Raw genomic sequence first — 20,339 nt, 5'->3', positions numbered from 1 at the left:
CCCCCCCCCCCCCCCCCCCCCCCCCCCCCCCCCCCCCCCCCCCCCCCCCCCCCCCCCCCCCCCCCCCCGCTCCCACATTTAGAACTGTGTCGTTCCATTTAAACGGCAACATTCATGAACCCCTGCGACCGCGCCAGCGTAAAGAGGCTCAACACCTGCCAGCTCTGCTCGCGCTGAAACCGGCCGGTGATGAACGGTGCGATCGGGCCGCCCGGTGCGTCTATTGGCTGCAGACTGTCGCGGGCAAAGTGCTGCAAGCCGAAGACTTCATCGACCAGCAACCCGGCAAACACCTCGTCATGTTCCACCACCAATACGCGCCGCTGCTTGCGCGTCGCCGAGATTTCCAGGCCAAAAAAACCGCACAAATCAATGATCGGCAACAAACGCCCGCGCAGATTGGCCACGCCCTTTACCCAGGACTTGACCCCCGGCACCAGCGTAAAACGCGGCTCGTGCAACACTTCACCGATTTCGCCCATGGGCGCGACGTACCACTGTTCGCCCAAGCGAAAACCGATGCCGCTCCAGCTGTCCTGGCGGGCGGGCTGGGACGGCAAGTCCGCCGCCAGCAAGCGACAACGCCGGTCGATCTGCAATAGCAGTTCGAAGGCGGTCAGTGATTCGCTCATGGCCCTGTGATCAACCGGCCAGCACGTTGTTCAAGGTCTTGATCAGGGTATCTTCGTCAACCGGCTTGGTCAGGTAGTCCTTGGCCCCTTGGCGCGTACCCCAGACCTTGTCGGTTTCCTGATCCTTGGTGGTGATGATAATCACCGGGATGTGCCCGGTTTCCGGATCTTTGGTCAACTGGCGAGTCGCCTGGAAGCCATTGAGTCCGGGCATGACGATGTCCATCAGCACTGCGTCGGGTTTTTCCTGGCGGGCCAGCGCCACGCCGTCTGCGCCGTTTTCGGCTTTCAATACTTCATGACCGTGCTTCTCCAGCATGCCGGTCAATTTGTACATTTCGGTCGGCGAATCATCGACGATCAGGATACGTGCCATGGTCTTCCCCATTCTTGTCGGCGCAGGGCCCAATGGCCGAGCGTCACTGTAGGTGTCTTACTGCGGCAAAACAGCGGCAAAGCCCGGAACATGGGCCTGGATCGCGCTCAGCAGCTCTTCCTTGCTGAAAGGCTTGGTCAAAAACTGGTCGGAGCCGACAATGCGCCCCTTGGCCTTGTCGAACAGCCCGTCCTTGGACGACAGCATAATCACTGGCGTGCACTTGAATGCACTGTTGTTCTTGATTAACGCGCAGGTCTGATAGCCATCCAGGCGCGGCATCATGATGTCGACAAAGATGATGCCGGGGTGGTGATCGACGATCTTGGCCAACGCATCGAACCCGTCGATGGCCGTGATGACCTCACAACCCACATTCTTGAGCAGTGTTTCGGCGGTGCGGCGAATCGTCTTCGAATCGTCGATCACCATGACCTTCAAGGCGCTGGGTTGCTGTTCCATAGTTGCTCTACCGTCGCCTTTAGGAATCTATTTGTCCATCTGCGGGGCGTCGAGGACTCAAAACCCTTGATGTTCAAGGGCCGGCACGACATGGCAGCCTTTTTAGCACAGTCTCCAAATCCAATCTATCGGCCGGCCCCGGCAGTGGTTTTTCCTTGACCGGGAACACACTCAGCGCCACTCTGACGCCACTTTTATACGGTCCTTTGTAGGAGCGAGCATGCCCGCGATGGTCGTCAACGATGACGCGTACTGGCTGGATGAGCGCGGCGTTCTGAAGTCCATCGCGAGCATGCTCGCTCCTACAAGGTCGCCATAGCCCCCCAATTTCGAGGAATAACCCATGAGCGTTCGTGTCGGGATTGTCATGGATCCTATTGCCAGCATCTCCTATAAAAAGGATAGCTCGCTGGCCATGCTGCTGGCTGCACAGAAACGCGGCTGGGAACTGTTCTACATGGAGCAGCGCGACCTGTACCAGGCCGAAGGCCAGGCACGGGCGCGGATGCGCCCGCTGAAAGTGTTCGCCAACCCGGAAAAATGGTTCGAGCTGGAAGCCGAGCAGGACAACCTGCTGAGCGACCTGGACGTGATCCTGATGCGCAAGGATCCGCCTTTCGACATGGAATTCGTCTATACCACCTATTTGCTGGAACAGGCCGAGAATGCTGGCGTACTGGTGGTCAACAAGCCGCAAAGCCTGCGTGACTGCAACGAAAAACTGTTCGCCACGCTGTTTCCGCAGTGCACGCCTCCGACTATCGTCAGCCGTCGCCCTGACGTATTGCGTGAATTCGCCGACCATCATGGCGATGTGATTCTCAAGCCACTCGACGGCATGGGCGGATCCTCGATCTTCCGCCACACCGCCGGCCACCCGAACCTGTCGGTGATCCTCGAAACCCTGACCCTGCACGGCCAGCAGCAAATCATGATCCAGGGCTACCTGCCGGCCATCGTCGATGGCGACAAACGCATCCTGATGATCGACGGCGAGCCGGTGGACTACTGCCTGGCGCGCATTCCTGCTGCCGGCGAAACCCGTGGCAACCTTGCAGCCGGTGGCCGCGGCGAAGCCCGTCCATTGACCGAGAAGGATCGCTGGATTGCGGCGCAAGTCGGTCCGACCCTGCGCGAAAAAGGCCTGCTGTTCGTCGGCCTCGATGTGATCGGCGAGCACCTGACCGAAATCAACGTCACCAGCCCGACCTGCATTCGCGAAATCGACAATGCCTTCGGCACCGATATTGGCGGCATGTTGATGGATGCCATCGATCAGAAGCTCAAGGCCCGTTGATAAGCCAAACCAACATTGCGTTATCATGCGCGGCCTGTGAAAACGCGATGTTGGTTTCCTTGTCATGACCCTCCCGTCCGATCTGCCCCCCGAACTCGCCCACCACGGCGTGCGCCCGGCCGATCGCCTCGGTTTTACCCTGTTCCTGGCGGCGCTGATCCACCTGGCATTACTGCTGGGTGTCGGTTTCACAATGGTCGAGCCCAAGCAGATCAGCAAAACCCTGGAAATCACCCTCGCCACCTTCAAAAGCGAAAAGAAACCGGAAAAGGCTGACTTCCTCGCCCAGGAAAACCAGCAAGGCAGCGGCACCCTGGACAAGAAGGCCATCCCCAAGACCACCGAGATCGCGCCTTTCCAGGACAACAAGGTACAAAAAGTCACGCCACCGCCCGCCGCCAAGCCAGAACAGAAGGACGCCCCGCCCAAGGCAGCCGTGACCACCGTCGCACCCAAGCCAAAGAAAGCCCCGACAAAAACGGAGGAGCCCAAGCCCGTCACCAAACCTGTGGTGGCGGCACCGACATTCGACAGCGAACAGCTGTCCAGCGACATCGCCAGCCTCGAAGCCGAACTGGCCCAAGAACAACAGTTGTACGCCAAGCGCCCGCGCATCCACCGCCTGAGCGCCGCCTCGACCATGCGCGACAAGGGCGCCTGGTATAAAGACGAGTGGCGTAAAAAAGTCGAGCGCATCGGCAACCTCAATTACCCTGACGAAGCCCGGCGCAAGCAGATCTACGGCAACTTGCGCCTGATGGTCTCGATCAACCGCGATGGCTCGCTGTATGAGGTGCTGGTACTGGAGTCGTCCGGACAACCGCTGCTGGACCAGGCGGCCCAGCGCATCGTGCGCCTGGCAGCGCCGTTCGCCCCCTTTACCGGGGACCTGTCGGACATCGATCGCCTGGAAATCATCCGCACGTGGAAATTTGCACGCGGGGACCGACTCTCCAGTAATTAATTGAAGATCAAAAGATCGCAGCCTGCGGCAGCTCCTACATGTGGAATGCATTTCCCTGTAGGAGCTGCCGCAGGCTGCGATCTTTTGACGTGCTTCGGCTTGTCAGTTCGTCCCTCCAACGCCACACTAGCGTTCATGAAAAACGTCAGCCCCAGCTACCTCAAGCATCACTTCCTGATCGCCATGCCTCACATGGTCGACCCGAACTTTGCGCACACCTTGACCTACATCGTCGAGCACACGGCCAATGGTGCCATGGGGCTGGTGGTCAACCGTCCGCAGGACCTCAACCTGGCCGATATCCTCGAGCAATTGCGTCCGGACATCGAGCCGCCCGCGCTCTGCCAGCACGTGCCGATCTTCATCGGCGGTCCGGTACAGACCGATCGTGGTTTTGTCCTGCACCCCAAGGGCCAGAGTTTTCAAGCGACCGTTGATCTGGAAGGCGAGCTGTCCCTGTCCACCTCCCAGGACGTGCTGTTCGCCATTGCCGATGGCGTCGGCCCGGCGAAAAGCGTTATCACGCTGGGTTATGCCGGATGGGAAGCCGGGCAACTGGAGGCCGAACTGGCCCAGAACGCCTGGCTGACTTGCCCGTACGACGCCGACATCCTGTTCAACACCAGCAGCGAGCTGCGCCTGGAAGCGGCAGCCAAGCACCTGGGCGTCAATCTCAGCCTGCTCACCAGCCAGGCGGGGCACGCCTGATGGCCCTGCGGTTGATTCTGGGATTCGACTACGGCACCAAGCAGATCGGCGTTGCGGTTGGCCAGGTCATTACCGGCCAGGCCCGCGAGCTGTGCACCTTGAAGGCACAAAATGGTATTCCCGACTGGGATCAGGTAGAAGCGCTGATCAAGGAGTGGAAACCCGACGCCGTGGTGGTCGGCCTGCCGCTGAACATGGACGGCACACCCAGCGACATGTGCGCCCGCGCGGAAAAATTCGCCCGACGCCTGAACGGTCGCTTCAACCTGCCCTTCTATACCCACGATGAACGCCTGACCACCTTCGAAGCCAAGGGCGAACGCCTGGCCCGGGGCGGACAGAAAGGCAGCTACCGCGATAACCCGGTGGATGCCATCGCCGCCGCCCTGCTGCTGCAAGGCTGGCTCGACGAGAACAGCGCATTGTTCCAATCCTAATCCTGAAGAGCCGTCACCCGTCTCTTTTAGCTACAACCCGAGCCACCTCCCGCAACGATCCGGCTCGGGCCCAAGAAGGAGCAACCATGAGCCTGCCCAATCCCGCCGAACTGATCAGCCAGATGGCGACTGATCTCAAGGCACACCTGGAACACCGTGGCATCAGCGAACCGCGCTACATCGGCATTCGTACCGGTGGCGTGTGGGTTGCCCAGGCCCTGCTCAAGGAGCTGGGCAGCGCCGAACCGCTTGGCACACTGGACGTGTCCTTCTACCGCGACGACTTCAGCCAGAACGGCCTGCACCCGCAAGTGCGGCCGTCGGCCCTGCCGTTTGAGATCGAAGGCCAACACCTGGTGCTGATCGACGACGTGTTGATGAGCGGGCGGACCATCCGCGCCGCCCTGAACGAACTGTTTGACTACGGCCGCCCGGCCAGCGTGACCCTGGTATGCCTGCTGGACCTGGATGCCGGTGAACTGCCGATCCGCCCCAACGTACTGGGCGCGACCTTGTCCCTGGCAGCCCACGAGCGGGTGAAACTGTCGGGGCCGGAACTCAAGCTCGAACTGCAAGACCTCGCCCTTTAATTCGCCCTATTGAGAGTCCCCCTCGCGATGACGCCTCTAGATACCAAGCGCCCGCTGCAGCTCAATGATCAGGGCCAGCTGCGCCACTTCCTCTCGCTCGACGGTTTGCGCCGCGAGCTGCTGACGGAAATCCTCGACACCGCCGACTCGTTCCTCGAAGTTGGCGCACGGGCAGTGAAGAAAGTCCCGTTGCTGCGCGGCAAGACCGTGTGCAACGTATTCTTCGAAAACTCCACCCGCACCCGCACCACCTTCGAACTGGCGGCGCAACGGCTGTCGGCGGACGTGATCACCCTGAACGTGTCGACATCGTCGGCAAGCAAGGGCGAAACCCTGCTCGACACGCTGCGCAACCTGGAGGCCATGGCCGCCGACATGTTCGTCGTGCGCCACGGTGATTCCGGCGCTGCACACTTCATCGCCGAACATGTTTGCCCACAGGTGGCGATCATCAACGGCGGCGACGGCCGTCACGCTCACCCGACCCAGGGCATGCTCGACATGCTCACCATCCGCCGGCACAAGGGCGGCTTCGAAAACCTTTCGGTGGCCATCGTCGGCGACATCCTGCACTCGCGGGTTGCACGCTCGAACATGCTGGCCCTGAAAACCCTGGGTTGCCCGGACATCCGCGTGATTGCGCCGAAGACCCTGCTGCCGATCGGCATCGAGCAATACGGCGTGAAGGTCTACACCGACATGACCGAAGGCCTCAAAGACGTCGACGTGGTGATCATGCTGCGCCTGCAGCGTGAGCGTATGACCGGCGGCCTACTGCCGAGCGAGGGCGAGTTCTACCGCCTGTTCGGCCTGACCACCGCGCGCCTGGCTGGCGCCAAACCCGATGCCATCGTCATGCACCCGGGGCCGATCAACCGAGGGGTGGAAATCGAATCGGCGGTAGCCGACGGTCCACACTCGGTGATCCTCAACCAAGTGACCTACGGCATCGCGATTCGCATGGCCGTCCTGTCCATGGCCATGAGCGGTCAGACTGCGCAACGCCAATTCGAGCAGGAGAACGTTCAGTGAAGCTCAGCATTCTCGGGGCCCGCGTCATCGATCCGGCCAGCGGCCTGGATCAAGTCACCGATATCCACATTGAAGCCTGCAAGATCGTCGCCATTGGCGCCGCCCCAGCCGGTTTTGTCGCTGTCGACACCCTCGATGCCAAAGGCCTGGTGGCCGCCCCTGGCCTGGTCGACCTCAATGTCGCCCTGCGTGAACCGGGCTACAGCCGCAAAGGTTCGATTACCAGCGAAACCCGCGCCGCCGCTGCCGGTGGCGTGACCAGCCTGTGCTGCCCGCCAAAGACCAAACCGGTGCTGGACACCTCGGCCGTGGCCGAGCTGATCCTCGACCGCGCCCGCGAAGCCGGTAACGCTAAAGTGTTCCCGATCGGCGCACTGAGCAAAGGCCTGGACGGCGAACAGCTTGCAGAGCTGGTTGCCTTGCGCGATGCCGGCTGCGTGGCCTTCGGCAACGGCCTGGAGAGCTTCCGCAACACCCGCACCTTGTGCCGGGCACTGGATTACGCGGCCACCTTCGATCTCACGGTGATCTTCAACTCCCAGGACCACGACCTGGCGGAAGGCGGCCTGGCTCATGAAGGACCGACCGCGAGCTTCCTCGGCCTGCCGGGCATTCCGGAAACCGCTGAAACCGTGGCCCTCGCCAGGGACTTGCTGCTGGTCGAACAGACGGGCGTGCGTGCGCATTTCAGCCAGCTGACCAGCGCACGTGGTGTAGCGCTGATCGCCCAAGCCCAACAACGCGGCCTGAAGGTCACGGCGGATGTCGCCCTGTACCAGTTGATACTGACCGACGAAGCGTTGATCGATTTCAGCAGCCTCTATCACGTGCAGCCGCCGCTGCGCACCCGCGCCGACCGTGAGGGTTTGCGCGCAGCCGTGAAGTCCGGCGTGGTCTCGGCCATTTCCAGCCATCACCAACCCCACGAACGGGACGCCAAACTGGCACCGTTCGGGGCTACCGAGCCCGGCATCAGCAGTGTGGAACTGCTGCTGCCGCTGGCGATGACACTGGTGGAAGACGGCTTGCTCGACCTGCCGACGCTGCTGGCGCGACTCAGTGCCGGCCCTGCGGAGGCCTTGCGCCTGCCAGCGGGCAAGCTGGCGGTGGGCGGCGCAGCGGATATCGTGCTATTCGACCCTGCAGCCTCGACCGTGGCCGGGGAGACCTGGCTGTCCAAAGGCGAGAACTGCCCATTCATTGGCCACAGCCTCCCGGGTGTGGTGCGCTACACCCTGGTGGATGGCCGGATCAGCCACCAGGCTTAAAACCGCGTCGCCTGCATTCGCGAGCAGGCTCGCTCCCACAAGGACCGCATCAATCCTGTGGGAGCGAGCCTGCTCGCGAAGACTTACTGGAAGGCGCCTCTGTTCTGCGCGTTGCGAATGGACACCTGGTCATTCAGCGTCCAGAAGTCATACAACACCCCCAGAAAGAACAACCCACCCGTCACCAGGTACAGCAACCCGCTGATCCACTTCCCCTGATACATCCGGTGCACGCCGAACACCCCAAGAAACGTCAGCAGAATCCACGCCACGTTGTATTCAATCGGTCCAGCAGTAAATCGCAGGTCTGCTTCACGGTCCATGGCCGGAATCAGGAACAGGTCGATCAACCAGCCAATCCCCAGCAAACCGAAGGTGAAGAACCAGATCGTCCCGGTCACCGGCTTGCCGTAATAAAAGCGATGGGCACCGGTAAATCCAAAAATCCACAGCAGGTAACCAATCACCTTGCTGTGCGTGTCCTGATGCGGGACGGGGGGTTGATAGGTGTTCATGGATGACCTCGATTCACGCGATAGATAAATATTCTTTAAATCTTTGTGACTTTTTTACGAGCAGCCGACGTATGGCAAATGCTACCGTCACTCTCGCCAAACCCTTATAGCACCTGACTTCTGTCGGACAATCGCGTCAATTTACCGCTTATTTGGTTCCGTTAGACCCCGATGGAATCGACCAACGGCCTCAGAATGCCAAAAAAAGCTGTTATAAAGTTGCGCGCTAACACATACGAGCCCTGCCTAATGCGTCCATTTTTCAAGACATGGCTAACCATTTGCCTATTATTGCCACTGGCCGCCCACGCCACCAATCGTGAGCAACGTCTTCCGAACGTTAATGGTTACACCCCAAAATCCCATGCGGCTGCTCCTTCGAGCAAAAGCAAGAAATCGGTAAAGCTGGCTCCACAGCTGGCCAGCAAGAGCAGCCTGGTGCCGCCAATGGCGACCCGGGAAAGCAGCAACGTGCTGAGCCGCGCCGTTAACGTCCTGGGTACACCGTACCGTTGGGGCGGCAGCAGCCCGAGCAAAGGCTTCGACTGCAGCGGCCTGGTGAAATACGCGTTCAACGACGCCACGTTTGACCTGCCACGCACCTCCAATGCCATGGCCAGCGGCCACGGCGAGAAAGTCGATCGCAACGACTTGAAGCCCGGCGACCTGATTTTCTTCAACATCAAGAGTCGTCGAGTCAATCACGTTGCCATCTATTTGGGCAACGACCGCTTCATCCACGCGCCACGCCGTGGCAAGTCGGTGAGCATCGACACCCTGAAGAAACCGTACTGGGAAAAACACTACGTCGTGGCCAAGCGGGTTCTGCCGAAAGACCAGAAAGCGTTGCAGGTTGTTCAGCGCTAACCTGAAGCAAGATCAAAAGATCGCAGCCTGCGGCAGCTCCTACACAGGGACTCGCGTTTCCCTGTAGGAGCTGCCGCAGGCTGCGATCTTTTGCTTTAAACGCCATCAGAAATTATCCGGCGACCGCGCCTTCTCCCGCGCCTGCTCGCGACTGACCAAGCCCTTGGTCACCAGGTCCCTCAGGCCCATATCCAGCGTCTGCATCCCCAGCGACCCGCCCGCCTGAATCGACGAATACATCTGTGCCACCTTGTCTTCACGGATCAGGTTACGGATTGCCGATGTCCCGAGCATGATCTCGTGGGCTGCGACCCGCCCTCCCCCGATCTTCTTGACCAGGGTCTGGGACACCACCGCCAGCAATGACTCGGAAAGCATCGAACGCACCATCGACTTCTCGTCCCCGGGGAACACGTCGATGATCCGGTCGATGGTTTTCGCCGCCGAGGTCGTGTGCAGCGTGCCGAACACCAAATGGCCAGTCTCGGCGGCGGTCAATGCCAGGCGGATGGTTTCCAGGTCACGCATTTCCCCCACCAGGATCACGTCCGGGTCTTCGCGCAGGGCCGAACGCAAGGCGGTGGCGAAACTGCGGGTATCACGATGAACTTCACGCTGATTGATCAGGCATTTGCGCGATTCGTGAACGAACTCGATAGGGTCTTCGATAGTGAGGATGTGGTGATGGCGGTGGTTGTTAAGATAATCGATCATCGCTGCCAAGGTGGTGGACTTGCCGGACCCCGTCGGCCCTGTCACCAGGACCAGGCCACGCGGCGCGTCGGTCATCTTGCGGAACACCTCGCCCATGCCCAGCTCTTCCATACTCTGGACCCTGGACGGGATCGTGCGGAAAACCGCTCCAGCGCCTCGACTCTGATTGAAGGCATTGACCCGGAATCGCGCGACGCCGGGCACCTCAAAGGAAAAGTCGGTTTCCAGGTGCTTCTCAAAGGCCACCCGCTGGGTGTCGTTCATGATGTCGTAGATCAGTGCCTGCACCTCCTTGTGCTCCAGGGCCGGCAAGTTGATGCGCCGCACATCGCCATCGACACGGATCATTGGCGGCAGGCCTGCCGACAAATGCAGGTCGGATGCGCCTTGTTTGGCGCTGAACGCCAGCAACTCAGTGATATCCATAGCACCCCTCAATTCCAGTAGAATGCCGCCAACCTCAGACCGCTGGCGCCTCTTGAATGTCCACGATAGCAGACAACATTGAACGGGTTGGTTCACGTATTCGTGCCGCCGCCCTCGCCGCCCACCGCGATGAAAACAGCGTCCAGTTGCTGGCCGTCAGCAAGACCAAACCCGCCCAGGCGCTGCGTGAAGCCTATGCCGCGGGCCTGCGCGATTTTGGCGAGAACTACCTGCAGGAGGCATTGGGCAAGCAGGCGGAACTGACCGACCTGCCCTTGATCTGGCACTTCATCGGCCCCATTCAATCGAACAAGACTCGCGCAATCGCCGAGCACTTCGCCTGGGTGCATTCCGTGGATCGCCTGAAAATTGCGCAACGCCTGTCCGAACAACGCCCCGCCGATCTGCCGCCCTTGAACATCTGCATCCAGGTCAACGTCAGCGGTGAAGCCAGCAAGTCCGGCTGCACACCGGAGGACCTGCCGGCCTTGGCCAATGCCATCAGCGCCTTGCCGCGCCTGAAGTTGCGCGGGCTGATGGCAATTCCCGAACCGACCGAAGATCGTGCTGCCCAGGATGCCGCTTTTGCTGCCGTGCAAAGCTTGCAGGCCAGCCTGAACTTGCCACTCGACACACTTTCCATGGGGATGAGCCACGACCTTGAGTCAGCTATCGCCCAAGGTGCCACTTGGGTCCGTGTCGGTACGGCCCTGTTTGGCGCCAGAGATTACGGTCAACCTTGACCCTCTTTATAAGGACCTGACATGAGCAAGACACGTATTGCCTTTATCGGTGCCGGCAACATGGCCGCCAGCCTGATCGGCGGCCTGCGGGCCAAAGGCCTGGAACCGGCGCAGATCCGCGCCAGCGATCCGGGAGAAGAAACCCGTGCCCGCGTGAGCGCCGAACACGGCATCGAAGTATTCGCCGACAATGCCCAGGCCATCGAGGGCGCCGATGTGGTCGTGCTGGCGGTCAAGCCCCAGGCGATGAAGGCTGTCTGTGAAGCCCTTCGCCCAAGCCTGAAACCCGGGCAACTGGTGGTATCGATTGCCGCCGGCATCACCTGCGCCAGCATGAACAACTGGCTCGGCGCCCAGCCGATCGTGCGCTGCATGCCCAACACGCCGGCGCTGCTGCGTCAGGGCGTGAGCGGCCTGTTCGCCACCAATCAGGTGACCGCCGAACAGCGCCAGCAAGCTCAAGAGCTGCTATCGGCGGTTGGTGTTGCCCTGTGGCTGGACGAGGAACAACAGCTGGATGCGGTCACCGCCGTTTCCGGCTCGGGCCCTGCGTACTTTTTCCTGCTGATCGAAGCCATGACCGCCGCCGGCGTGAAACTCGGCCTGCCGGCAGACATCGCCGCGCAACTGACCCTGCAAACCGCCTTGGGCGCCGCCCACATGGCGGTGTCCAGCGACGTAGACGCCGCCGAGCTGCGTCGCCGCGTCACTTCGCCTGCCGGCACGACCGAAGCCGCGATCAAATCGTTCCAGGCCAATGGCTTCGAAGCACTGGTCGAAAAAGCCCTGGGCGCCGCCGCGCATCGTTCGGCCGAGATGGCTGAGCAACTCGGTCGCTAATCAGCACTTAATAAGGAATCAACAATGCTCGGACTCAATGACGCTGCCATTTTTGTGATCCAGACCTTGGGCAGCCTGTATCTTTTGATCGTGTTGCTGCGTTTCATCCTGCAATTGGTGCGGGCGAACTTCTACAACCCGCTCTGCCAATTCGCCGTCAAGGCCACGCAACCCCTGCTAAAGCCGCTGCGCCGGGTTATCCCGAGCATGTTCGGGCTGGACATGTCCTCGCTGGTGCTGGCCCTGATCGTGCAAATGGTGCTGTTCGCGGTCATCCTGCTGCTCAGTGGTTACTCGGTCGATGTACTGTTCCTGGCCCCCTGGGCGCTGATCGGCATCTTCGCGCTGTTTTTGAAGATCCTGTTCTGGGCAATGATCATCAGCGTGATTCTGTCCTGGGTCGCTCCGGGAAGCCACAATCCAGGCGCAGAACTGGTCCAGCAGATCACTGAACCGGTGCTCGCGCCGTTCCGCCGGATCATTCCGAACCTGGGCGGCCTCGACATCTCGCCGATCTTCGCCTTCATCGCACTGCAGTTGCTGCAGAGCTGGCTGATTCCGCGCCTGGCTTACTACGCGCTGATGCCAAAAGAACTGTTTGGCCTGATCTGATCCTGCTGCACGACGGTGATCGTTCCCACGCTCTGCGTGGGAATGCCTCAACGGACGCTCCGCGTCCGGCTCTGGATGTGACGCGGAGCGTCACGGGCTGCATTCCCACGCAGAGCGTGGGAACGATCATCTCGGCTAGTCGCTTGCTGCTATGGGCAGCGGTCTTTAGACTTACGCCTCATTTCAACGAGAGCAGGGTCGATGCCAGCTGCCTTTCCCCCCGATTCTGTTGGTCTGGTGACGCCGCAAGTGGCGCACTTCAGCGAACCCCTGGCGTTGGCCTGCGGCCGTTCGCTCGCGGCCTATGACCTGGTCTACGAGACCTACGGCACCCTGAACGCCACGGCGAGCAACGCCGTGCTGATCTGCCACGCCTTGTCCGGCCACCACCATGCCGCCGGCTATCACAGCCCCGACGACCGTAAACCCGGTTGGTGGGACAGCTGCATCGGCCCCGGCAAGCCCATCGACACCAACAAGTTCTTCGTGGTCAGCCTGAACAACCTCGGCGGCTGCAATGGCTCCACCGGCCCGAGCAGCATCAACCCGGAGACAGGCAAGCCGTTCGGTGCCGATTTCCCGGTGCTAACCGTTGAAGATTGGGTGCACAGCCAGGCACGCCTGGCGGACCGGCTGGGCATCGCGCAATTCGCCGCTGTGATCGGCGGCAGCCTCGGCGGCATGCAGGCGATGCAATGGAGCATCACCTACCCTGATCGCATCCGCCACTGCCTGGCCATCGCCTCGGCACCCAAGCTGTCGGCGCAAAATATCGCCTTCAACGAAGTAGCACGCCAGGCAATCCTCACCGATCCGGAGTTCCACGGCGGTTCGTTCCAGGAACGAGGCGTGATCCCCAAGCGCGGGCTGATGCTGGCGCGCATGGTTGGGCACATCACCTACCTGTCCGACGACTCCATGGGCGAGAAATTCGGGCGCGGCCTGAAAAGCGAGAAGCTCAACTACGATTTCCACAGCGTCGAGTTCCAGGTGGAAAGCTACCTGCGCTATCAGGGTGAGGAGTTTTCCGGGCGTTTCGACGCCAACACTTACCTGTTGATGACCAAGGCCCTGGACTACTTCGATCCGGCGGCCAACTTCGACGATGACCTGGCGAAAACCTTCGCCAACGCCACCGCCAAGTTCTGCGTGATGTCGTTCACCACCGACTGGCGTTTCTCCCCTGCCCGTTCGCGGGAACTGGTGGACGCACTGATGGCCGCACGCAAGGACGTCTGCTACCTGGAAATCGACGCGCCGCAAGGCCACGACGCCTTCCTGATTCCGATTCCGCGCTACTTGCAGGCGTTCGGCAATTACATGAACCGCATTACGTTGTGAGATAGCCATGAGAGCTGATCTGGAAATCATCCAGGAATGGATCCCCGCGGGCAGCCGCGTGCTCGACCTCGGTTGCGGCAACGGCGAACTGCTGACCTGGCTGCGCGACAACAAACAGGTCACCGGCTATGGCCTGGAAAACGACGCGGACAATATTGCCGAGTGCGTGGCCAAGGGCATCAACGTCATCGAGCAGGACCTGGACAAGGGCCTGGGCAACTTCGCCAGCAACAGCTTCGACATCGTGGTCATGACCCAGGCGCTGCAAGCGGTGCACTACCCGGACAAGATCCTCGACGAAATGCTGCGCGTCGGTCGCCAGTGCATCATCACGTTCCCGAATTTTGGTCACTGGCGCTGCCGCTGGTACTTGGCGAGCAAGGGCCGGATGCCGGTTTCCGAGTTCCTGCCCTACACCTGGTACAACACGCCGAACATCCACTTCTGCACCTTCGCCGACTTTGAAGCCTTGTGTCTCGAACGTGAAGCCAAGGTCATTGATCGGCTGGCAGTGGATCAACAGCATCGGCACGGGTGGGCCAGTAAGCTTTGGCCTAATCTGTTAGGTGAGATCGGTATATACCGCGTCAGCAGCCCGGGGCTTGCAGACCACAAGGTTGCAGTCTGAATCACCACATTTCGAGGAGAACGATCATGGGTCGTCTAGCGCTGCTTCTTCTTACTGCTTGCCTGAGCTTCACGGCCATGGCCGCCGATGCGATCAAAGGTGATCGCCAGGAAAAATTCGGCGACGTGACAGTGCACTACAACACCTTCAACTCCACGTTCCTGACGCCGGACATCGCCAAGGCCGCGGAGCTAACCCGTAGCAAGAACCAGGGCGTGATCAACGTTTCCGTGCTCAAGGACGGCAAGCCGCAGATGGCTCAAGTCAGCGGCACGGTCAAGGACCTGACCAGCCAAAGCGTGCCACTGAACTTCAAGCAGATTACCGAGCAAGGCGCGATCTACTACATCGCCCAATACCCGGTCCCGCAGCAGGAAACCCGCACCTTCGAGATCAAGGTGCAGACCGGTGACAAAATCAACACCATCAATTTCAACCAAGAGCTCTTCCCCGGCGAATGATCAACTTCACGCAACTCGTATTGGCCAGCCATAACGCCGGCAAACTCAAGGAACTCCAGGCCATGCTCGGCGAATCGGTGCAACTGCGTTCGATCGGCGAGTTCAGCAGCGTGGAGCCTGAAGAAACCGGTCTGTCGTTCGTCGAGAACGCCATCCTCAAGGCCCGCAATGCCGCGCGCATTTCCGGCCTGCCGGCCCTGGCGGACGATTCCGGGCTGGCGGTGGATTTCCTTGGCGGTGCGCCAGGCATCTACTCGGCGCGTTATGCCGATGGCAAGGGCGATGCGGCGAACAACGCCAAGCTGCTCGATGTGTTGAAAGACGTGCCTGAAGCTGAACGTGGCGCCCAGTTCGTCTGCGTGCTTGCGCTGGTGCGGCATGCCGACGATCCGCTGCCGATTCTCTGCGAAGGCCTGTGGCACGGACGCATCCTGACCCAGGCCAGCGGCGAACACGGTTTCGGCTACGACCCGTTGTTCTGGGTGCCGGAGCGTGATTGCTCCAGCGCCGAGCTCAGTCCGGGCGACAAGAACCAGATCAGCCACCGCGCCCGTGCAATGGATCTGCTGCGCCAGCGACTGGGCTTGAAATGACCCGTGAATCCTCCGCGTCGTCGTTGATCTTCGGCGGCGCCGCGCAATCGCCTCGGGCCGCCCTGCCTGTGCTGCCGCCCTTGGCGCTGTACATCCACATCCCGTGGTGCGTACGTAAATGCCCTTATTGCGACTTCAACTCCCACACCGCCAGCCCCGTGCTCCCGGAAGAAGAGTATGTCGACGCATTACTGGCTGACCTCGATCAGGACCTGCACGCTGTCTACGGCCGTGAGCTGAGCTCGATCTTTTTCGGTGGCGGCACGCCCAGCCTGTTCAGTGCCCAGGCCTTAGGTCGCCTGCTCAAAGGCGTGGAGCAACGCATTGCCTTTGCCAGCGACATCGAGATCACTCTGGAAGCCAATCCGGGGACCTTCGAACAAGAGAAGTTCATCGCCTACCGAGCGCTGGGCATCAATCGCCTGTCGATTGGCATCCAGAGTTTCCAGCAAGAAAAACTCAATGCCTTGGGTCGTATCCACAACGGTGATGAGGCCGTACGCGCCGCCGGCATGGCTCGTCAAGCGGGGTTCGATAACTTCAACCTTGACTTGATGCATGGCTTGCCCGATCAATCGCTGGAAGACGCCCTGAGCGACTTGCGCCAAGCCATCGCCCTGAAGCCGACCCACCTCTCCTGGTATCAGCTGACCCTGGAGCCGAACACCGTATTCTGGAACCAGCCCCCGACGCTGCCGGAAGACGACACCCTATGGGATATCCAGGAAGCCGGGCAGGCGCTGTTGGCTGAACACGGTTACGCGCAGTATGAAGTCTCGGCTTATGCCCAGCCGGGTCGCCCGGCGCGGCATAACCTCAATTACTGGAGCTTTGGCGACTTCATCGGCATAGGTGCCGGTGCCCACGGCAAGCTCAGCCATCCGGACGGACGCATTATCCGCACCTGGAAGACCCGCCTGCCGAAGGACTACCTGAACCCGAAAAAGCGCTTCCAGGCTGGCGAAAAAGCGTTGAGCAATGAAGAAATGCCGTTTGAGTTCCTGATGAACGCCCTGCGCCTGACCGCAGGTGTCGAGGCGCGGCTTTATCCGGAACGCACTGGAATGACCCTGGAAAGCCTCACCGAAAGCCGTCGCGAAGCCGAACAAAGCGGCCTGTTGCAGGTCGAACCGTCACGTCTGGCGGCTACCGAGCGCGGACAACTCTTCCTCAACGACTTGCTGCAGAAATTTCTGACATAAGGAAATCGAATGGATTTGGTACTCGACCTGCTCGCCACCGCGTCTCGCTGGAGCCGCAGCAATCTCTCGGAAATCGCCCTCGCCCTGGTAGGTTGCCTGCTGGTGCTGTTCGGTGCGGATTTCAAAGGCTGGGTCGAGCAACGCCTGGGCAGCATCGCCGGCGCCTTGCGCGTACCACTGATGTCGTTGCTGTGCATGGTGGGTAGCGGTGCGGCGCTGATCTACGCCACGCCGTGGATCGTCAAGGGCTTGAGCCAATTCAACAATTACAGCCTGGCGCCGGTGTTGCTGGTGGTGCTGGTGCTTATCGGCGTAGTCGCCGACCGCCGCTGACTCCCTGGTCATTGATCGTTCCCACGCTCTGCGTGGGAATGCCTCAACGGACGCTCCGCGTTCGGCTTTAGAGGGGACGCAGAGCGTCCCAGGCTGCATTCCCACGCAGAGCGTGGGAACGATCAGTACAGACTCAGTCGATCAGGACTGCTTTTCGAACTTCAGATCCCACACGCCATGCCCAAGACGTTCGCCACGGCGTTCGAACTTGGTGATCGGGCGCTCGGCCGGGCGTGGCACGCACTTGCCGTCTTCGGCGAGGTTGCGGTAACCCGGTGCGACGTTCATCACTTCCAGCATGTACTCGGCGTACGGTTCCCAGTCGGTGGCCATGTGCAGGATACCGCCGACCTTCAACTTGCTACGCACCAGTTCGGCGAAGGACGCCTGGACGATACGACGCTTGTGGTGACGGCTCTTGTGCCATGGGTCCGGGAAAAACAGCATCAGGCGATCAAGGCTGTTATCGGCCACGCAGCGGTTGAGCACTTCGATGGCATCGCAATCGTAGACCCGCAGGTTGGTCAAACCCTGGGTCAATACGCCATTGAGCAGCGCGCCAACACCTGGACGGTGAACCTCGACGCCGATGAAATCCTGCTCCGGCGAAGCCGCGGCCATTTCCAGCAGCGAATGTCCCATGCCGAAGCCGATCTCCAGCGAACGCGGTGCCGAGCGACCGAACACCTGGTCGAAGTCCACCGGCGCGTCGGCCAGGGGCAGCACGAACAGCGGCGCACCCTGGTCCAGGCCACGTTGCTGGCCTTCGGTCATGCGCCCGGCGCGCATCACGAAACTCTTGATGCGGCGGTGTTGGCGCTCGTCGCCTTCTTCCGTCTGGATTGGCGTGTCGTTCGATTCAGTCATCAAAGGCTCTTACTTGATCAGACCATCCAGCGGCGAAGAGGCGCTGGCATAGAGTTTTTTCGGCATGCGGCCGGCGAGGTAGGCCAGGCGGCCTGCGACGATCGCGTGTTTCATGGCTTCGGCCATCATGATCGGCTGCTGGGCGTGAGCGATGGCCGAGTTCATCAGCACCGCATCGCAGCCCAGTTCCATGGCGATAGTGGCGTCGGAAGCGGTACCGACACCGGCATCCACCAGCACCGGGATTTTTGCTTCTTCGAGGATGATCTGCAGGTTGTACGGGTTGCAGATCCCCAGGCCAGAACCGATCAGGCCGGCCAGCGGCATCACCGCGATGCAGCCGATTTCCGCCAGTTGACGGGCGATGATCGGGTCGTCGCTGGTGTAGACCATCACGTCGAAGCCTTCCTTGACCAGCGTTTCGGCGGCCTTGAGGGTTTCGATCACGTTGGGGAACAGGGTTTTCTGGTCGGCCAGCACTTCCAGCTTGACCAGATTGTGGCCGTCGAGCAGCTCACGGGCCAGACGGCAGGTGCGCACGGCTTCGATGGCGTCGTAGCAACCGGCGGTGTTTGGCAGGAAGGTATAGCGATCCGGCGACAGCACTTCGAGCAGGTTCGGCTCGCCTTCAATCTGGCCCAGGTTGGTGCGGCGCACGGCGAAGGTGACGATCTCGGCACCCGAGGCCTCGATGGCCTGACGGGTTTCTTCCATGTCACGGTACTTGCCGGTACCCACCAGCAAACGCGACTGGTAAGTACGACCGGCCAGAACAAAAGGCTTGTCGCTGCGAACGATGCTCATGGGGAATCCTCTTTAAGGGTGAGGGTCTTGCAGAATTCTGTGCCCTTGCAGGCCGGGCGACTAGCCGCCGCCGATGGCGTGCACGACTTCGACATTGTCACCGTCGTTGAGCGTGGTATCGGCATGCTGGCTGCGCGGGACGATATCCAGATTGAGTTCGACCGCCACCCGGCGTCCGGTCAGGTCCAGACGGGTCAGCAGGGCCGCAACGGTTTCACCGTCGGGCAGTTCAAAGGATTCGCCGTTCAACTGAATGCGCATGTCGAATGCCGCCATCATTTTTTGGGGCTGGCATTCTAGCCCGATCATGACCTAAAGGTCAGCAACAAGCGTCAAGCGGTCAACGGCAAGCGCCAGGCGGCAAGGCCCAGGCAAAGCCAGCCGATCAGGAACGCCAGGCCACCGAACGGGGTGATGATGCCCAGCTTGCTGACTCCCGTCAGCGTCAGCACGTACAGGCTGCCGGAGAACAGCACAATACCGATGGCAAAGGATGCGCCGGCCCAGGTAACGAGGCGACCCGGAATCTGCGTAGCCAGCAACGCCACGCCCAGCAATGCCAGGGTGTGCACCAGTTGATAGGTGACGCCGGTATGGAAAATTGCCAGGTATTCGGCGCTCAGGCGGTTTTTCAGGCCGTGGGCGGCAAACGCCCCGAGACCGACACCGGTGAAGCCGAAAAAAGCGGCCAGCATCAAAAAGCCACGCAGCATGAAGAACTCCAGTCAGTCTCGATCCACAGGGTCTGTATAATGGCCCGCTCAACGGGTTCGGCCAAGCCATCTCTATGCTGCGTATCTATTTCCGTCGTTTCGCCAAGGCCGTGCTCTGGTTCATGGGTGCCAGTGTAGTGTTGGTGCTGATTTTCCGCGTGGTGCCGCCGCCCGGGACAATGCTGATGGTCGAGCGCAAGATCGAATCCTGGTTCGATGGCGAGCCCATCGACCTGCAACGTACCTGGAAACCTTGGGATGAAATCTCCGACGACCTTAAAGTCGCGGTGATTGCCGGTGAGGACCAGAAATTTCCCGAGCATTGGGGCTTTGACTTCGGCGCGATCCAGAAAGCACTGGCCCACAACGAGCTCGGCGGCACCATCCGGGGTGCCAGCACCCTGAGCCAGCAGGTGTCGAAAAACCTGTTCCTGTGGTCCGGCCGCAGTTGGCTGCGCAAAGGCCTGGAAGCCTGGTTTACCGGGTTGATCGAAGTGTTCTGGCCCAAGCAGCGGATTCTTGAGGTGTACCTCAACAGCGTCGAGTGGGATGACGGGGTGTTTGGGGCAGAGGCGGCGGCCAGACACCACTTTGGCACCAGCGCAAAAGGTCTCAGTCGCCAGCAATCGAGCTTGCTGGCGGCCGTATTACCGAATCCGCGAGTATGGAGTGCCAGCCATCCAACCGCTTACGTGGCACGGCGTGCGGGCTGGATTCGGCGGCAGATGAGTCAGTTGGGTGGAGACAGCTACCTGGTGGGGCTCAATGATTCGCGTCGGGCACCTTGGGAACAATAGACGATCACGATTTTTCCGGACACTGATGCCCCCCCACTGTGGGGGGGGGGGGGGGGGGGGGGGGGGGGGGGGGGGGGGGGGGGGTGGGGGGGGGGGGGGGGGGGGGGGGGGGGGGGG

Annotated in this window: 27 protein-coding genes; 18 read left to right on the top strand and 9 right to left on the bottom strand. The window is 60.9% G+C overall.

Features of this window, described 5'->3' with window-relative positions:
* Nucleotides 1–98 precede the first annotated feature (98 nt).
* Genes AC3WWR_RS28700 through pilG form a run of 3 tightly spaced genes read right to left on the bottom strand, consistent with a single transcriptional unit; the run spans nucleotide 99 to nucleotide 1,470 of the window.
* Nucleotides 99–632, bottom strand: a complete 534-nt coding sequence (locus AC3WWR_RS28700; RefSeq protein WP_432668697.1) for a chemotaxis protein CheW — start codon at nucleotides 630–632, stop codon at nucleotides 99–101.
* 10 nt (nucleotides 633–642) lie between these two features.
* The gene (gene pilH, locus AC3WWR_RS28695; protein WP_007897961.1) at nucleotides 643–1,008 is read right to left on the bottom strand and encodes a twitching motility response regulator PilH; all 366 of its coding nucleotides are present in this window, start codon (nucleotides 1,006–1,008) and stop codon (nucleotides 643–645) included.
* A gap of 57 nt (nucleotides 1,009–1,065) precedes the next feature.
* On the bottom strand, nucleotides 1,066–1,470 hold the full coding sequence (gene pilG / locus AC3WWR_RS28690) for a twitching motility response regulator PilG (protein WP_020797386.1): 405 nt from the start codon (nucleotides 1,468–1,470) through the stop codon (nucleotides 1,066–1,068).
* 343 nt (nucleotides 1,471–1,813) lie between these two features.
* On the opposite strand from pilG, the gene gshB reads away from it, so the two are divergent.
* From gshB to AC3WWR_RS28655, 7 genes are all read left to right on the top strand, one after another.
* Complete coding sequence (gshB, locus tag AC3WWR_RS28685) at nucleotides 1,814–2,767, top strand: glutathione synthase (protein WP_020797384.1); 954 nt, start codon at nucleotides 1,814–1,816, stop codon at nucleotides 2,765–2,767.
* Nucleotides 2,768–2,831: 64 nt separating this feature from the next.
* Entirely contained in the window at nucleotides 2,832–3,731 is a 900-nt protein-coding gene (locus tag AC3WWR_RS28680) for an energy transducer TonB (RefSeq protein WP_020797383.1), read from the top strand.
* A gap of 135 nt (nucleotides 3,732–3,866) precedes the next feature.
* Nucleotides 3,867–4,439 carry a YqgE/AlgH family protein gene (locus tag AC3WWR_RS28675; protein ID WP_008063482.1) on the top strand — a complete coding sequence of 191 codons (573 nt, stop codon included), beginning with the start codon at nucleotides 3,867–3,869 and terminating at the stop codon, nucleotides 4,437–4,439.
* Nucleotides 4,439–4,876, top strand: a complete 438-nt coding sequence (gene ruvX, locus AC3WWR_RS28670; RefSeq protein WP_020797382.1) for a Holliday junction resolvase RuvX — start codon at nucleotides 4,439–4,441, stop codon at nucleotides 4,874–4,876. The genes AC3WWR_RS28675 and ruvX overlap by 1 nt, the downstream gene beginning before the upstream one ends.
* Nucleotides 4,877–4,962: 86 nt before the next feature.
* A complete protein-coding gene (pyrR, locus tag AC3WWR_RS28665; protein ID WP_020797381.1) occupies nucleotides 4,963–5,466 on the top strand; it encodes a bifunctional pyr operon transcriptional regulator/uracil phosphoribosyltransferase PyrR in 504 nt (167 codons plus the stop codon).
* Between the two features lie 27 nt (nucleotides 5,467–5,493).
* Entirely contained in the window at nucleotides 5,494–6,498 is a 1,005-nt protein-coding gene (locus tag AC3WWR_RS28660) for an aspartate carbamoyltransferase catalytic subunit (RefSeq protein WP_020797380.1), read from the top strand.
* Nucleotides 6,495–7,766, top strand: a complete 1,272-nt coding sequence (locus AC3WWR_RS28655) for a dihydroorotase (RefSeq protein ID WP_020797379.1) — start codon at nucleotides 6,495–6,497, stop codon at nucleotides 7,764–7,766. The genes AC3WWR_RS28660 and AC3WWR_RS28655 overlap by 4 nt, the downstream gene beginning before the upstream one ends.
* Nucleotides 7,767–7,849: 83 nt before the next feature.
* On the opposite strand, the gene AC3WWR_RS28650 is transcribed toward AC3WWR_RS28655, so the two are convergent.
* Nucleotides 7,850–8,281, bottom strand: a complete 432-nt coding sequence (locus AC3WWR_RS28650; protein WP_042955345.1) for an NINE protein — start codon at nucleotides 8,279–8,281, stop codon at nucleotides 7,850–7,852.
* A 249-nt stretch (nucleotides 8,282–8,530) separates the two neighbouring features.
* On the opposite strand from AC3WWR_RS28650, the gene AC3WWR_RS28645 reads away from it, so the two are divergent.
* Nucleotides 8,531–9,148 carry a C40 family peptidase gene (locus AC3WWR_RS28645; RefSeq protein ID WP_020797377.1) on the top strand — a complete coding sequence of 206 codons (618 nt, stop codon included), beginning with the start codon at nucleotides 8,531–8,533 and terminating at the stop codon, nucleotides 9,146–9,148.
* A gap of 105 nt (nucleotides 9,149–9,253) precedes the next feature.
* Here the strand turns inward: AC3WWR_RS28645 and AC3WWR_RS28640 are convergent, their stop codons facing one another.
* On the bottom strand, nucleotides 9,254–10,288 hold the full coding sequence (locus tag AC3WWR_RS28640; protein ID WP_020797376.1) for a type IV pilus twitching motility protein PilT: 1,035 nt from the start codon (nucleotides 10,286–10,288) through the stop codon (nucleotides 9,254–9,256).
* A gap of 56 nt (nucleotides 10,289–10,344) precedes the next feature.
* On the opposite strand from AC3WWR_RS28640, the gene AC3WWR_RS28635 reads away from it, so the two are divergent.
* From AC3WWR_RS28635 to AC3WWR_RS28595, 9 genes are all read left to right on the top strand, one after another.
* Nucleotides 10,345–11,031 carry a YggS family pyridoxal phosphate-dependent enzyme gene (locus AC3WWR_RS28635; RefSeq protein ID WP_020797375.1) on the top strand — a complete coding sequence of 229 codons (687 nt, stop codon included), beginning with the start codon at nucleotides 10,345–10,347 and terminating at the stop codon, nucleotides 11,029–11,031.
* Between the two features lie 21 nt (nucleotides 11,032–11,052).
* Entirely contained in the window at nucleotides 11,053–11,871 is an 819-nt protein-coding gene (gene proC, locus AC3WWR_RS28630; RefSeq protein WP_492599262.1) for a pyrroline-5-carboxylate reductase, read from the top strand.
* A gap of 24 nt (nucleotides 11,872–11,895) precedes the next feature.
* The gene (locus AC3WWR_RS28625) at nucleotides 11,896–12,483 is read left to right on the top strand and encodes a YggT family protein (protein WP_020797373.1); all 588 of its coding nucleotides are present in this window, start codon (nucleotides 11,896–11,898) and stop codon (nucleotides 12,481–12,483) included.
* A gap of 201 nt (nucleotides 12,484–12,684) precedes the next feature.
* Nucleotides 12,685–13,824, top strand: a complete 1,140-nt coding sequence (gene metX, locus AC3WWR_RS28620) for a homoserine O-succinyltransferase MetX (protein WP_020797372.1) — start codon at nucleotides 12,685–12,687, stop codon at nucleotides 13,822–13,824.
* Between the two features lie 7 nt (nucleotides 13,825–13,831).
* A complete protein-coding gene (gene metW, locus AC3WWR_RS28615; RefSeq protein ID WP_008063505.1) occupies nucleotides 13,832–14,452 on the top strand; it encodes a methionine biosynthesis protein MetW in 621 nt (206 codons plus the stop codon).
* A 26-nt stretch (nucleotides 14,453–14,478) separates the two neighbouring features.
* A complete protein-coding gene (locus tag AC3WWR_RS28610; protein WP_033043027.1) occupies nucleotides 14,479–14,913 on the top strand; it encodes a DUF4426 domain-containing protein in 435 nt (144 codons plus the stop codon).
* Nucleotides 14,910–15,506, top strand: coding sequence for an RdgB/HAM1 family non-canonical purine NTP pyrophosphatase (rdgB, locus tag AC3WWR_RS28605; RefSeq protein ID WP_033043028.1), 597 nt, complete (start codon nucleotides 14,910–14,912; stop codon nucleotides 15,504–15,506). The genes AC3WWR_RS28610 and rdgB overlap by 4 nt, the downstream gene beginning before the upstream one ends.
* Complete coding sequence (gene hemW, locus AC3WWR_RS28600; RefSeq protein WP_033043030.1) at nucleotides 15,503–16,708, top strand: radical SAM family heme chaperone HemW; 1,206 nt, start codon at nucleotides 15,503–15,505, stop codon at nucleotides 16,706–16,708. Before rdgB ends, hemW begins: the two co-directional genes overlap by 4 nt.
* Before the next feature lie 9 nt (nucleotides 16,709–16,717).
* A complete protein-coding gene (locus AC3WWR_RS28595; protein WP_020797368.1) occupies nucleotides 16,718–17,041 on the top strand; it encodes a DUF3392 domain-containing protein in 324 nt (107 codons plus the stop codon).
* Nucleotides 17,042–17,182: 141 nt separating this feature from the next.
* Here AC3WWR_RS28595 and trmB read toward each other — a convergent pair whose 3' ends face one another.
* The 4 genes from trmB to AC3WWR_RS28575 form a co-directional block, all read right to left on the bottom strand.
* On the bottom strand, nucleotides 17,183–17,908 hold the full coding sequence (gene trmB / locus AC3WWR_RS28590; protein WP_083349857.1) for a tRNA (guanosine(46)-N7)-methyltransferase TrmB: 726 nt from the start codon (nucleotides 17,906–17,908) through the stop codon (nucleotides 17,183–17,185).
* Nucleotides 17,909–17,917: 9 nt separating this feature from the next.
* On the bottom strand, nucleotides 17,918–18,712 hold the full coding sequence (locus AC3WWR_RS28585) for a thiazole synthase (protein ID WP_020797366.1): 795 nt from the start codon (nucleotides 18,710–18,712) through the stop codon (nucleotides 17,918–17,920).
* Between the two features lie 60 nt (nucleotides 18,713–18,772).
* The gene (gene thiS, locus AC3WWR_RS28580) at nucleotides 18,773–18,973 is read right to left on the bottom strand and encodes a sulfur carrier protein ThiS (protein WP_007953386.1); all 201 of its coding nucleotides are present in this window, start codon (nucleotides 18,971–18,973) and stop codon (nucleotides 18,773–18,775) included.
* A gap of 71 nt (nucleotides 18,974–19,044) precedes the next feature.
* A complete protein-coding gene (locus tag AC3WWR_RS28575) occupies nucleotides 19,045–19,425 on the bottom strand; it encodes a DUF423 domain-containing protein (RefSeq protein WP_020797364.1) in 381 nt (126 codons plus the stop codon).
* A 74-nt stretch (nucleotides 19,426–19,499) separates the two neighbouring features.
* On the opposite strand from AC3WWR_RS28575, the gene mtgA reads away from it, so the two are divergent.
* Nucleotides 19,500–20,222: a monofunctional biosynthetic peptidoglycan transglycosylase gene (gene mtgA, locus AC3WWR_RS28570; protein WP_033043036.1), complete on the top strand. Its 723-nt coding sequence runs from the start codon at nucleotides 19,500–19,502 to the stop codon at nucleotides 20,220–20,222.
* Nucleotides 20,223–20,339: the final 117 nt, after the last annotated feature.

It is taken from the genome of Pseudomonas sp. EB271-G4-1 (assembly GCF_058791355.1).
The sequence above is the reverse complement of the archived record's forward strand: the minus strand, read 5'-3'. Positions and strand labels throughout refer to the sequence as shown.